This window comes from Syntrophales bacterium (assembly GCA_023229765.1).
In the GTDB taxonomy this organism is placed as follows: Bacteria; Desulfobacterota; Syntrophia; order Syntrophales; family UBA5619; genus DYTH01.
Window position 1 is genome coordinate 51,000 of record JALNYO010000015.1, and the last position, 13,494, is coordinate 64,493.

The 13,494-nt window shown below is 51.7% G+C and carries 14 protein-coding genes; all 14 read right to left on the reverse strand.

The features are described from left to right. Positions 1-2: 2 nt before the first annotated feature. The 14 genes from M0P74_09695 to M0P74_09760 all read right to left on the reverse strand — a co-directional run bounded on the left by M0P74_09695 (position 3) and on the right by M0P74_09760 (position 13,486). Positions 3-1,487, reverse strand: coding sequence for an NADH-quinone oxidoreductase subunit M (locus tag M0P74_09695; GenBank protein MCK9363852.1), 1,485 nt, complete (start codon positions 1,485-1,487; stop codon positions 3-5). A 53-nt stretch (positions 1,488-1,540) separates the two neighbouring features. Further along, positions 1,541-3,298 carry a Na(+)/H(+) antiporter subunit D gene (locus M0P74_09700; protein MCK9363853.1) on the reverse strand — a complete coding sequence of 586 codons (1,758 nt, stop codon included), beginning with the start codon at positions 3,296-3,298 and terminating at the stop codon, positions 1,541-1,543. Beyond that, the gene (locus tag M0P74_09705) at positions 3,291-3,539 is read right to left on the reverse strand and encodes a hypothetical protein (protein MCK9363854.1); all 249 of its coding nucleotides are present in this window, start codon (positions 3,537-3,539) and stop codon (positions 3,291-3,293) included. Before M0P74_09705 ends, M0P74_09700 begins: the two co-directional genes overlap by 8 nt. A 75-nt stretch (positions 3,540-3,614) precedes the next feature. Then, the gene (locus tag M0P74_09710; protein ID MCK9363855.1) at positions 3,615-5,084 is read right to left on the reverse strand and encodes a monovalent cation/H+ antiporter subunit D family protein; all 1,470 of its coding nucleotides are present in this window, start codon (positions 5,082-5,084) and stop codon (positions 3,615-3,617) included. Positions 5,085-5,087: 3 nt separating this feature from the next. Further along, entirely contained in the window at positions 5,088-5,411 is a 324-nt protein-coding gene (gene nuoK, locus M0P74_09715) for an NADH-quinone oxidoreductase subunit NuoK (protein ID MCK9363856.1), read from the reverse strand. Then, entirely contained in the window at positions 5,408-5,911 is a 504-nt protein-coding gene (locus M0P74_09720; protein MCK9363857.1) for an NADH-quinone oxidoreductase subunit J, read from the reverse strand. Before M0P74_09720 ends, nuoK begins: the two co-directional genes overlap by 4 nt. Next, on the reverse strand, positions 5,908-6,363 hold the full coding sequence (locus tag M0P74_09725; GenBank protein MCK9363858.1) for an NADH-quinone oxidoreductase subunit I: 456 nt from the start codon (positions 6,361-6,363) through the stop codon (positions 5,908-5,910). Before M0P74_09725 ends, M0P74_09720 begins: the two co-directional genes overlap by 4 nt. Then, entirely contained in the window at positions 6,360-7,352 is a 993-nt protein-coding gene (gene nuoH, locus M0P74_09730) for an NADH-quinone oxidoreductase subunit NuoH (GenBank protein MCK9363859.1), read from the reverse strand. Before nuoH ends, M0P74_09725 begins: the two co-directional genes overlap by 4 nt. Before the next feature lie 154 nt (positions 7,353-7,506). Continuing rightward, positions 7,507-9,081, reverse strand: coding sequence for an NADH-quinone oxidoreductase subunit C (locus M0P74_09735; protein ID MCK9363860.1), 1,575 nt, complete (start codon positions 9,079-9,081; stop codon positions 7,507-7,509). Next, positions 9,075-9,569, reverse strand: coding sequence for an NADH-quinone oxidoreductase subunit B (locus M0P74_09740; protein MCK9363861.1), 495 nt, complete (start codon positions 9,567-9,569; stop codon positions 9,075-9,077). The genes M0P74_09735 and M0P74_09740 overlap by 7 nt, the downstream gene beginning before the upstream one ends. Then, entirely contained in the window at positions 9,542-9,925 is a 384-nt protein-coding gene (locus M0P74_09745; GenBank protein MCK9363862.1) for an NADH-quinone oxidoreductase subunit A, read from the reverse strand. Before M0P74_09745 ends, M0P74_09740 begins: the two co-directional genes overlap by 28 nt. A gap of 132 nt (positions 9,926-10,057) precedes the next feature. Beyond that, a complete protein-coding gene (locus M0P74_09750; GenBank protein MCK9363863.1) occupies positions 10,058-11,779 on the reverse strand; it encodes a Na(+)/H(+) antiporter subunit D in 1,722 nt (573 codons plus the stop codon). Continuing rightward, positions 11,769-11,987 (reverse strand): hypothetical protein, encoded by a 219-nt coding sequence (locus M0P74_09755; GenBank protein ID MCK9363864.1) that lies wholly within the window; start codon positions 11,985-11,987, stop codon positions 11,769-11,771. Before M0P74_09755 ends, M0P74_09750 begins: the two co-directional genes overlap by 11 nt. Then, positions 11,984-13,486, reverse strand: a complete 1,503-nt coding sequence (locus M0P74_09760) for a hypothetical protein (GenBank protein MCK9363865.1) — start codon at positions 13,484-13,486, stop codon at positions 11,984-11,986. The genes M0P74_09755 and M0P74_09760 overlap by 4 nt, the downstream gene beginning before the upstream one ends. Positions 13,487-13,494: the final 8 nt, after the last annotated feature.

A 13,494-nucleotide genomic window follows, 5' to 3' on the forward strand; every position in this document is an offset into this window, starting at 1 on the left:
CCTTAATGGGAAACTTTATCGAGTTGCATGGCAAGATTTACCAGCGTGTATTCCATTACATTGACGAAAGGACGGGGAAAAATCCCCACCCAAAGCACAAACACGGCAAGCGGCAGCATATAGATTATTTCCCGCAAGTTCATATCCTTAATATCCCGTTTGTCTTCCCTCCCCCAGGCTATCTGCTTCAACAGCTTCAGCATATAGGCAGCGGCAATGACCGCCCCGACAATGGCAAAGAAGCCGGCGATTCGGTTTGTGGCAAAGGTTCCGATCAGCACATACAGCTCGCCGACAAAACTGTTGGTACCCGGAAACGCGAACGAGGAAACGGCGAAGAGGCCGAAAAAGAACATGTAAATCGGCATGATCTTTCCGAGCCCCGCGTTATCGTATATCTGCCGGCTGTGGGTGCGTTCATAGACAATGCCGACCAGCAGGAAAAGCCCGCCGGTCGTGATCCCGTGATTGAGCATCTGGAAGAGAGAGCCGATAAAGCCATAAATCGAAAACGTAAAGATCCCGAGGATGACGAAACCCATGTGGGCAACGCTGGAATAGGCGACCAGCTTCTTCATGTCGGTTTGACTCAGACAGACGAAGCCCCCATAGATGATGCCAATCAGCGACAAAACGATCATCAGCGGGGCAAAGTAAAAGCTTGCCTGCGGCACAATCGGCAGACAGAAACGCATGAAACCGTAAGTGCCCATCTTCAAGAGAATACTGGCGAGAAAAACGCTGCCGACGGTCGGGGCCTCGGTATGCGCGGCGGGCAGCCAGGTATGAAACGGAAACATCGGCACCTTGATCGCGAAGGCGATGCCGAAGGCCAGAAAGACCCAGAACTGAAACTGAAAGCTGTAATCCCTGAACATCGCCTCCGGGATGCTGAAACTGCCGTTCACTAAATAAATCGCAATGATGGCAACCAGCAGAAAAACGCTCCCGAAGAGCGTGTAGATGAAAAACTTCAACGACGCATAGTCCTTGTTCGGCCCGCCCCAGATCGCAATGAGCAGATACATCGGGATCAGCATCGCCTCCCAGAAGAAATAAAAGAGGATGAAATCAAGGGCGCAGAAAACCCCGATCAGGGCCGTCTCCATGATCAAAATTGCAATCATGAACTCCTTCACCCGCGTCTGAATCGCCTTCCACGAGGAGAGCACGGCAATCGGGGAGATAATTGTCGTAAGCAAAACCAGCATGATCGAAATGCCGTCTATCCCCAGCGTGTAATTGATCTTGTAGGCAGCGATCCAGGAGATATTTTCCCCAAACTGGAAAATGGGGGTCTTGATGTCGAAATTGGCAAAGAGAAATACCGAAACCGCCAGCGTCAAGAGCGTCGTAATGAAGGAGGCGACCTTGATCATTCTGTCGCTGCGCATAAAAAGGATGAAGAGCACTCCTACAAGCGGCAGGAAGATCGTGGTTGATAAAACCGGAAATCCAAACGGATTCATTGTCAGGTATGGCAACATAATTTCTCTTCCTTAAAACAACAGCTTATTAAAAAATAACGTCGGCTATTTTTCTATAAAACGGCCCAGAGAATCGCAAAAAAGAGTAAAAGGGAAAGACCAATGTACGTCTGCACCCTCCCGGTTTGCAATTTTTTAACCAGAGAACCAACCCCCATGACGGAGTAGGCTGTGCCGTCAACTACCCCGTCTATGGCCTTCTGATCAAATGTGTAAGACAGGGCGGCCGTGCCGAAAAGGGACCTCAGCCCCAGCGTTCGGTAAAGCTCACCCCAGAAGGAATCAATGGGAGCAATTACCTTCTCGTCGAATTTGATGAAAAGAAGCGTTGCCTTGCGGTAAAAATAATCAATATCGAGGTTAAGCTTGGCGTCAGGGGAAAGCTTCTTCACCAGCAGATAGAAAACAAGACCGGTAAAGGAGAGAATCTGCATCATCTCGGAAAGATGGGAGGCGTTGTACGGGTTGAAATCTGCGGAAAACGGCAGCAGCTTATAAAAGGTCTGCGGAAAAGTTCCGATAAGAAAGCACAAAAGGGAGGTGAGCCCCATCGCCCAGAGCATATTGGCCGGGGGCTCGTGGGCAGCCTGGTGGTTTCCCGATTCCTTCCCGAAAAAGGTGAAATAGGTGACCTTCAGCCCCACCGAGAGGAATGTTCCGATCCCGGCAAGATTAAGCAGCAGCACCAGCCAGATTCTGCCCTCGTGATGAGCCGCGGCGATGATCATCGATTTGCTGACAAAGCCGCTGAAAAAGGGGAACCCGGAAATCGAGATCGCACCGATGACGTAAAATATCATGGTAAGCGGCATGTACTTGTACATCCCGCCCAGTTGGGTCATTTTTGAGGTTCCCGTCATGTAGAGAACCGCGCCGGCGCCCATGAAGAGAAGCGCCTTATAAAGGATATGGGCAAAGGCGTGAGCGGCCGCGCCGTTTATCGCCAGCATCGTTCCGATGCCCACGCCGGCCACCATGTACCCGACCTGGCTTATGATGTGGTAAGCCAGGACGCGCCGGATGTCGTTTTCGATGATTGCGTAAATAACGCCGAACACCGTCATCGCCGTTCCCAGAATAGCGAGAATCTCAAAGCCGGAAAATCCCCGGGCAAGGACATAAACCGCGGTCTTGGTCGTAAATGCGCACAGAAACACGGCCCCTTCAACGCTTGCCTCCGGATAGGCGTCCGGCAGCCAGGCATGCAGCGGAATCACGGCGGCATTAAGGGCAAAGCCGGCAAGGATCAGATACTCCGGCCACGAGGCGCCGGCGGGGGGGATGGCGTTAAAGGCAAAGCTCCCGGTTTTTGTGTAGTAGAACATCATCCCCGCAAAAAGGAGCAACCCACCGAAGACGTGGAAGAGCAGATAACGATAACCGGCAGCGTCTGATTGCGGACGTTTTCCATACCAGATCAAAAATACGGAGGAAAAGGCCATCGCCTCCCAGAAGATGAAAAGGGTCAGGTAGTCGCCGGCAAAGACCGCCCCGAGCGAACCGCCCACATAATAGAATCCCGCGATATGATGACCATCTTCGTTTCGGTGCAGGGCGTAAAGCGCCCCGAGGAAGGACATCATCACGAAAACCCAGGCAAATACCATGCTGAGTTTGTCAACCCTGCCCAATAGACCGGCAACGCCGAGAAAATTATACGCCCCGTAGTTGCCGTAATTGGTCAGGGCAACGGATATTATTGCCGCAGTGGGGATTAACAGAATAAAGACCTTCTTGAGCTTGCCCCGGAGAAACGGCAGGAACAGGGCCCCAACAAAATAGAATATTGCCGGATGGATCCAGTTATTCATAAAAATCCTCTTTTTTGCCAAGAATCGTATGGGCCAGTCCCTTGCTGAAGCGGACCAGCAGATAACCACCGATTATTGTGAACAAGGTCCAGAAGGCCGGGATTTTGTCAACGAAGAAATGGGCGTGTTCCCTCGGCAGAAGCGCGTCGAAAATAACCAGTAAAAGGAGAAAGCCGAAAAACAATTTCTTCAGGAGTTCGGCCCTTGCCAGTAAATACTCTATTATTTTAAGCATATTCATAAAACGCCTCTTGCACCTTTGAGAATGACAATCTTTTTAAAATGCTGCCTGATGACCAGGCTCTGTCTAACAAGGCTAAAACAAATTGCCGATAAGTTTAACAAAAAAATCAGGATAAAACCCCAGCAGAACCGAGATCAGCGCTGTCAGCACGAGCGGCACGACCATCGTCAGCGGCGCTTCCTTGATGCCCGACGTGGTCCAGTTCTCCTTTTTCCCCTGGAAAAAGGCCTTGATCGTAATCGGCACAAAATACCCGGCGTTCAAAATGCTGCTCGCCAACAAAACGACAACGATGGGGATGTTGCTTATCTCCAAGGCGCCGTTCAAGAGATACCACTTCGTCACAAATCCGGACACCGGCGGCACGCCGATCATGCTGAGGGAGGCAATGGCGAAGGCGCCCATCGTAAACGGCATGGCATAGCCAATGCCCGCCATATCGCTGATCTTCCTCTTGTTATGGGCAACGAAGATCGCGCCGGCGCAGAAAAAGAGGGTAATCTTGCTGAACCCGTGATTGACAATATGGATAATCCCGCCCAGAACGCCGGTGTTGTCTAAAAGCGCCACCCCCAGGATAATGTACGACAACTGGCTCACCGTTGAATAGGCGAGCCTCGCCTTGAGGTCGTCTTTGGTAAGGGCGATGATGGAGGCCGCCAGGATCGTAAAGGAAACCACATACGCGGTGACAATGCCGATCCCCAAGTCGTTGAGGATCTTCGTCCCGAACGTTGACAGCATAACCCGGGAAATGCAGAACACCCCGGCCTTCACCACGGCAACCGCATGCAAAAGGGCGCTGACCGGCGTCGGAGCGACCATCGCGGAGGGGAGCCAGTTGTGCAGGGGCATGATCGCCGCCTTGGCAAAACCGGCGATAAAGAGAATATAGGTTACGGTAACCCAGATTCCGTCTGAACCGGCGGGAAATATCCCCGTGTGGATATTATCGGCAAAATCAAGCGTGCCGGTCATCACGTAGGTGAGAATAACAGCCGGCAGCAGAAAACCCTTCGATGTGCCGACGAGATAGACAAGATATTTCTTCGCCCCGGCATAGCCTTCTGCGTCCTGATGATGGGCCACGAGCGGATAGGTAAAGAGGCTGATAACCTCATAAAAGAGATAGAGGGTAAAAAGACCGCCTGCGTACGATACCCCCTGGGCGCCCAGGATTGCCGCAGCAAAACATGTGTAATAGCGGGTCTGTGCATGCTCCTTGAGGGTTCGCATGTAGCCGATGTTGTAGATGGAGGCGAAGATCCAGAGAAACGAGGAGATGATGCCGAAGATCAGCGACAGGGCGTCCACCCGGAAATTCAGGGAAATACCGGGAGCAATCGCCGAAAGGGTGTAGGTGATCACCCCGCCGTTCCAGACGATCGGAACCATTCCCATAACGGCCGCAAAGGTCAGAACGGCCCCGGCTATCGACCAGAATTCCCGGATATTCGGGGTCTTGCGGTAAACCATGATCAGAATGGCGGACGCAAAAACAATGCCGATCGGCAAAAGCGGTAATGCGCTATCGATAACCATAGGTCAGTACTTCAGCTCCTTCATATCTCCACCCTCGATATGCTGATAGCGCTTCGCAATGATGATGATTATGCTCAGCGCAATAGCCGATTCCGCGGCGGCTATCCCCATTATAATAAGCGTGAATGCCAATCCATAGGGGTTTTCCGGAACAATAAACCGATTGATCGCAACGATATTTAACCCCGCGCCGTTCATGATCAGTTCCATCGAAACCAGCATCCCAATCAGCGTTCGTCGGTAAACAAGGCCGGCAATCCCGCAAAACAGCATAAAAACGGCGACAAACAGATAGATGCTGGAGTTATTGTAAAGCAAATCGCTCATTTGTCACCCCGCGAATTAATGGAAAGCATAACCGCCCCGATAATGGCAACAACCAGCAAAAGCGAGATCAACTCAAACGGCAGGATAAGCTTATCGGTAAACGCACGGCCCACATCCTTAGTCGTCATCAGGAAATTCGGCGCCGTTCCGCCCGGCAGATTTGTCAAAACAAACCGGATGAACATGACAACCGAAACAACGGCGATGACAAGCGCAGAAAGCAATTTTCCGATAGCCTTGAAATCGTGAGATTTCCTGGAATATTGACCCAGCAGCATAATTGCAAAGGCAATCAGAATGGAGATTGCCCCGACATAAATCAGAATCTGCATCATCGCCAGAAAGGCGCTGTTAAGATAGATATAAAGCCCGGCCACGCCGAACATGGCGGTAATCAGACCCAGCATCGCATAGACGATGGAACTTGCAAAGACGGCCGTCAAGGCCCCTGCCATCGTCACCGCGACGGCAAAAAGGAATATGCTCTCCCCAATGCTCATGATGCCTTTTTCCTTTTATCGAATTCCTTCACCAGATCGAAATAGAAATCTGCTCTCTTGAATCCCGCGATATTGAAATCGCCTGAAAAACCGAGGGCCTTCGACGGGCAGCTCTCGACACAGATTCCGCACTGGCTGCAGGTTGTAAAATCAAGCATATACACAGTTGCCCTTTTGCGTTTCTCCCCTTCCCTTTTCTCCCCATCCACCTTTTTTATCGATCCCGAGGGACAGTTGCGGACGCAGATTCCACAGGCGATGCACATATTTTCCAGCGGGTTTTCAGGACTGGCAAGGAGCTTTATATGACCGCGAAACCGGGGCGTGATCTCAAGAACCTCACGCGGATATTGAGAGGTCACCACCGGCTGAAAGAAGGACTTGATCGTTACCCCCATCCCCGCGGCCAGCGAGGCCGCACCCTTTATAAAAGAAGCAGGCGTTACCGTCATAGCTTCAAAAGCCCTCCTGTTACGAGCAGATTTAAAAAGGCCAGGGGAATGAGCGCCTTCCAGGATATATTCAACAACTGATCAAACCTGACCCGGGGAAACGTCCATCTGAACCACATCATGACGAAGACAAGGAAGTATGATTTTAAGAGAAACCAGACAATCCCCGGCAGAAAGGGCCCCTGGTAGCCGCCCAGAAAAAAGGTGACGGTAATCGCGCTGACGATAAACATATTCGTGTATTCCGCGAGGAAAAAAAGCGCAAACATCATCCCCGAATATTCGGTGTGATACCCGGCAACCAGCTCGCTTTCCGCCTCCGGCAAATCGAACGGGGTGCGGTTGGTCTCCGCAACGCTCGAAATAAAATAGATGACAAAGGCAACCGGCTGCAGAACGACGAACCAGACGCCCTTTTGCGCCTCCACAACATCCTTGAGCGACAGGGAGTTGGCCATCATGACCACCGCCAAAAGCGACAGCAAAAGCGGAATCTCATAGGCGACGCTCTGGGCGATGCTTCTGATCGCCCCAATCAGCGAATATTTGTTGTTGGATCCCCACCCGGCCATCAGGATGGCAAGTACCGTAAAAGAGGAAAAGGCGAGAATAACGAGAATCCCCACATTTATATCCTTCACCTGCAGGAAAGAATCGAATGGAATTACCACAAAGGCGACCAAGACCGGGATGAAAATCATGATCGGCCCGAGGTAAAAGATGGGTTTGTCCACATTGCGCGGGGTAATGATCTCCTTGCCGAGGAGCTTCAACGCGTCGGCAAGCGGCTGAATAAGACCGTACGGGCCAACCTCTTTGGGCCCGATCCGGAGCTGCATGTGCCCCGCCACTTTTCTTTCTGCCCAGGTCAGGATCAGGGCATTAAAAACGACAAAGACAAACGCGGCGAGGAGGCCGACCGCAATCTTTACAATTTCCAGATCGAAAAATCGCAGATTAATGTCCATAATCTTCACTATCTGTTCCATTTGGCCATCACAATTTAAAAGCGGTTTCCGGTTTCCAGTTTCCGGTTTGATTAAATCTCAAATTCAAGTCCTCACCAACGACCAACTGTGAACCGCCAACTGTGAACCGTGAACCGTGAACGGCCAACCGTGAACCGTCAACCGTGAACCGTTTTCACCGGTCTATTTCCGGGATTACCAGGTCAAGGCTGCCCAGAATGGCAACGGCATCGGACAGCAGGTTGCCCTTCGCCAGCTCGGGGAATATCATAAGATTGGAAAAAGAGGGAACCCGCCATTTCATCCGGTAGGGCTTGTCGCTTTCATCGCTGACTATGTAGATTCCCAACTCGCCGCGGGGGGTTTCAACAACATGATAGAGATCCCCTTTGCGCGGCTTGAGCTTCTTCGGCGCCTTTTCAACGATGAATGGCCCGTCCGGGAGCCTCGCTATCGCCTGCTCGATGATGTTCAGGGATGTCTCCATTTCCTTGATCCGGATATGGTACATATCAAGGGCATCGCCATTCTTTCCGGTGGGAACCTCAAAATCCATTTCCGGATAAGCCGCATACGGCTCCTTTTTCCGTAAATCCACACCGATACCCGCTCCGCGTAAAACCGGACCGGAAACGGCGTATTTTCGCGCCCTTTCCTTTTCTATGACACCTATGCCCCTGGTGCGGTTGATAAAGATGAGATTGCCCCCGACGAGTTTCTCATACAGCGCAAAACGCCCCCGCATGCGGGCAATCACGGCCTTTGTCCCCGCGATGAAGGCATCATCCACATCGTTGTAAAGGCCGCCGAAGCGGAAATAGCAGTAAGTCAGCCGGGAGCCGGTGACAGCCTCCAAAACATCCTGAATATTCTCCCTGTCGTCGAAGGCGTAGAGGAACGGAGAAAGCCCTCCCAGATCGGCAAGATAGGCGCCTATCCACAGGAGATGGCTGCAAATTCTGTTTAATTCCGTGGCAATTACCCGCACGTAATGGGCGCGCGCCGGGACGTCAATCCCGGCCAGTCGCTCGACGGCCGTAACATATCCCAGGTTAAACGACATCGCCCCCAGATAATCCATACGCCCGGTGTTGGGAAGAAACTGGTAATAGGTGCGGTTTTCCGCCATCTTCTCCTGCATCCGGTGCAGATAACCGAGTACCGGATAGGCATCCTCGATATACTCGCCATCCATTTTCAGGACAACCCGCAAAACCCCATGCGTGCTTGGATGCTGGGGGCCCATATTAATAAATAACGAGTCATCCCGCTGCGCCGGAGAATATGAATTCAGCTCTTGCTTGTCTTTCTCGGAGACCGGTATTTTCTCTTTGCGCAACGGATAAAAATCGATTCCGTCATGCAGAAACAGGTAGGTCAGATCAGGGTGACCATCGAAACGAACGCCGTAAAACTCGTGGATCTCCCGTTCATACCAGTAAGCGCAGTCATAAATTTTTGAAAGCGTCGGAGCCGCAGGCTGGGAGGGATCAAGCTTCAGGGTAACCTTTACCTTGCAGAGGGAGGAGTGAATGCTGAAAATATAGACAAGCTCCAGATACTCCTTGTAGTCAACGCCAAGCTCCACTGCCAGATAGAAGCTCCGCTCATCAAAAAAACTGGCTATATTGACGATATCTTTAGCTTTTAAATCGACAGAAAGGTGGTACCCGCACTGGGGGTAGCTTTCCTCGGCTATGGTCAGATCGGCAAAGGCTGCCTGCAGCTCCGCTTTTATTTTATTTACCATCGCTCTACCGGCCCCGGAAATCGTCTTTTTCCTGTTATCTTTTCTTGAAGTTTCAGAAAACCTTCAAGCAGCCCCTCCGGTCTCGGCGGGCAACCGGGGACATATACATCCACAGGGACAAGCTTATCGACGCCCTCTATCAAGTTATACTGCCCCTCGAAAACAAACGGGCCGCCGGAGATAGCGCAATTGCCCATTGCAATGACCCATTTCGGCGAAGGCATCTGGTCATAAAGGGTGACAAGGACGGGCGCCATCTTCTTCGTTACCGTGCCTGAGACGATCATCAAATCCGCCTGACGGGGGGAGGGCCTGAAAACGCCAGCCCCGAAGCGGTCAATATCAAAACGGGCCATAGCGGAGGACATCATTTCTATCGCGCAACAGGCAAGTCCAAAGGTCACCGGCCACAGGGAATTGGCCCGTGCCAGATCGAGTACCTGGTCCAAAACAGCAAAACTTACTGGTGGGAGATTTTCCTTTTCCAGGTAAACACCCCTTTCCCCCAGGCATACACTACAGCCAGGGCAAGAATTATTACAAAGGAAAGCAATGCGTAAAATTCATGAATCCTCTCTCCCCTGGCATAACTTAGCGCAACGGGGAAAAGATAGAGAACGTCCACATCAAAGGCAATAAAGATAAGCGCGTAAACATAATAATGGATGCCGTATTTTATCCGGGCGTTGCCGAATGGAGGGATCCCGCATTCGTACGTATTATGGGTCTTTTCGCCCTTGGTTTTCGGGGCAAGGAGGTGGGGGAGAATAATGGAAAAAAGCGCAAAAAGTACTGCAACGAGACTGAAAAGGGCTACTGGTGTAAACTCTTCTAAATTAGTCATGATAAAACTCAATTCCAATCAAGCTGCATCTGAACCGCTCAAAGGCTCACTGAATTCAAAGGCGCTCTAACAATGATGCCATTCGTTGTCAAGATTTTTTTCACTTTGAGTGCAAAATGTGATTGCTCACAACTACATAAGCCAACCCCAGCCAGCAAGCAGAAGATAGCAGAAAAGCGTGACAGCAATCAAAATTCCGACAGCCGGTCGGTAATCGTCCGGATTATAGTCTCCGCCATCGGCCTTGCCCAAAAAGAAAGAAACCGGGTTTTTGCCGATAACCGCAAGGCTGCGGACTATGCCATTGATGCTTTTTTCCGCCATATTGAAAAGCGTTTCGACGTTCACGATAAAAATTTGGTTTACCAGCCGCGCCGGTTTTCGGTAAAACCAGTCAGTATCAATAACAGTTCCCTCGTGGCCGGCAAGTTTTTTCCGGTAAATCCAGAACGCGGCAAACGTAAAGATCAGTATCTGAAAAGTTTCTGTTAGATGGGAAAGAGTATATGGCGCAAAATGGACGCGATAAGGCAGTATTTCATAAAGCAGCTCCGGCATGATCCCGTACAAAATGCACAAAAACGCGGCGGCAGCCATTCCGAGATACATGTTAAGTTTCAATGGTTTTGGCGACAAACCCCGCTTTTCGCCAAACCAGGTATAAAAGGGCAGCTTTAAACCGACGGAAAGAAAGGTTCCCACGGAAGCCAGCGTCATCAGAAACATCGCAATGGTGTAATGGGCCTCTCCGGCGGCGGCAATAACCATCGATTTACTGATAAATCCGTTGAAAAGCGGAAACCCGGAAATGGAAAAAGCGCCAATCATATAAAGGAGCAAAACAACCGGCTGCGCTTTGGCCAACCCCCCCAGTTCGGTCATCTTGCTTTTCCCCGTGGCGTAAATGACGCTCCCCGCCCCCATAAAGAGCAGCGCTTTATAGAGTATGTGACTGAAAGCATGCGCCGCTGCGCCGTCTATCGCCAACTGCGTCCCGATTCCGGCGCCAGCGACCATGTACCCTACCTGACTTATGATGTGATACGACAATATTCCCCGGATGTCATTGGCCAGAACGGCATAGACTACCCCGTAGAGGGTCATTATAACCCCGAGATAGAGGAGTATTTCCCAGCCGGGAAATACTCTCAACAGTACATAAACGGCGGTCTTTGTCGTCAAGGCGCTCAAAAAAACAGCCCCCGTTACCGTCGCCTTCGGATAGGCGTCGGGAAGCCAGACATGTAAAGGTACGACAGCGGCATTTACCGCGATGCCTCCCAGAATCAGCCAGGAGGAAAGCGCGTTGCCGGGGGGGAGCTGTTCAATCACGATTCGCCCCGTTTCCGCGGCATGCATCAGGATGCCGGCAAACAAAAGCGCGCCGCCAAAGAGATGAAAGAGCAGATAACGCATCCCGGCCCGGCCGGATTCCTCTGTTTTACTCGCCCAGACAAGATATGCGGAAGGAAGACTCATCAGCTCCCAGAAGACAAAGAGGGTAAAAAAATCGCCTGCAAATGTAACCCCCGCGGCGCCGGCGGCATACAGCAGGGCCGCCGCCTGTTGAGCTGTATCCCGGATGTGAAACGCAAACAGGGAGGCGATGAATGTAATCAAGGCAAAGATCGTCCCGAAGACGCGGCTTAAAGCATCCACTTTGAACAAGACAAGCTGATAGTCCATAAACTTCAGCGTGAGGTTTGTCCCAACCGGGGCAAGCCAGACGGACATTAAGGCAAGCAGCGGAATGATCAAAGTTACATAAGAGCGTGCCCGCCTTGGCAGGAGAGGAAGAATCAGGGCGCCTGCAACCATGAGGATAAACGGGGCGACGCTTGTTTCAATTCCCATCGTAGTAGTCCTCCCGCTTGTACAAAAAAAGCCTGCCTATAAATTTTGAAAACACGATTAACAGCAGACAACCAAGAAAACCAAACAGGGCGAAAAATCCGGGAATCGCACTCCACCACCCATGAGCTTCTTCTCCCGTCGCGATAAAACCACCCGCAATGGAAAGGGCACCACATATTACCAGCAGCGTCCAGCGCAATTTATTCATGATCCGGTTACCCCCAGGATGCTGCCGCTGACCTCAACGGCAAGGCTGTAGAAGTGAAGAAACATATCGGGGAAAATCCCCCATAAGATAGACAAAAAGGCCGTAACGGCGAGCGGAATTACCATTGCCGGGGAAGCCTCTCCTTTGAGGAAAGGCACAGAGGGACTCTTGAAAAAGGCCCGATAAACAACAGGGGCAAAATATCCCGCGTTGAGGATGCCGCTCAGTAAAAGGAGCGCCAGCGGTACAACAGAGCCGGACTGCAAAGCCCCCAGCCCCAATTGCCACTTGCTGACAAAGCCGTTGAGCGGCGGCACCCCCGCCAGACCAATTGCACCTATGGTAAAGGCCCCCATCGTCCAGGGCATTGCCCTCCCGATTCCATCGAGTTCACTGATCTTTTCCTTATGGTGCGTTACATAGATCGCCCCGGCGCAAAAAAAGAGCGTGATTTTCATCGTCGCGTGGCTGGCGATATGAAGCAGGCTGCCGACAAGCGACGCGGGCGAAAGCAGCGCCGCGCCCAACACAATATACGACAAGTGCCCCACCGTTGAATAGGCCAGGCGATGCTTCAGGTTATCCTGCCGGAAGGCAAGCAGTGAGGCCAGGATAATGGTAACCCCGGCAAAGACCGTAAGGATTATATTCAGATCGAATTGCCGCATCAATTGCGGCCCGAAAACAAAACCAACAACCCGAACCACGCCGAACACGCCGGATTTGACCACCGCAACGGCGTGCAGCAGGGCGCTAACCGGGGTCGGAGCAACCATCGCCGCCGGAAGCCAACTGTGCAGCGGCATAATGGCGGCTTTTACCCCGACGCCGCCGATAAAAAGGGCAAAAAGAACTAAAACCGTGCCCGGCGACAGCAAGGCATTCCCGAATATTCCCCCCGCTTTGAAATCGAGAGTCCCCGCCAAACGGTATGTCCAGGCCGTCGCCGCGATCAACAGCACCCCCGCGGTAAGAGTATAGACAAGATACTTCCGGCCCGCCGCTATGGCCACAGGAGTTTCCTTGTGAATAACCAGCGGATAGGTGGCAATGGTCAGTATCTCGTAAAAAAAGATAAACGTCAGTAAGTTGGCGGCAAAGGCAACGCCGATGGTCGCGGAAAGGCAGATCGCGAAACTTGCAAAATACCGGGTCTGCTTATGCTCATTCAGGCCCCGCACGTAGCCGATGGAGTAAATGGAGGTCAACATCCAGAGACCGGAGGCGATCAACGCAAAAAAAACCCCAAAGGAGTCCGCTTTCAGCGCCAGCGATATGCCGGGAGATATTTCCCAGAATGTGAATTCAGCCACCTTTCCTGCCAAAACGCCCGGCAACAGCAGAAGCACAAAGGAAAATTTTGCAACGCTTGCCGCAAGCGTCCAGAATTCCCTTATAAAAATATGTCTGGAACTCAAGGCAATCAGCAGGGCGGCTGCCAGCGAAACCAAAACCGCGTAGAGCGGCAGCAAAGATCGGTAAATTTCAGGATCGGTCATTTTCTTTC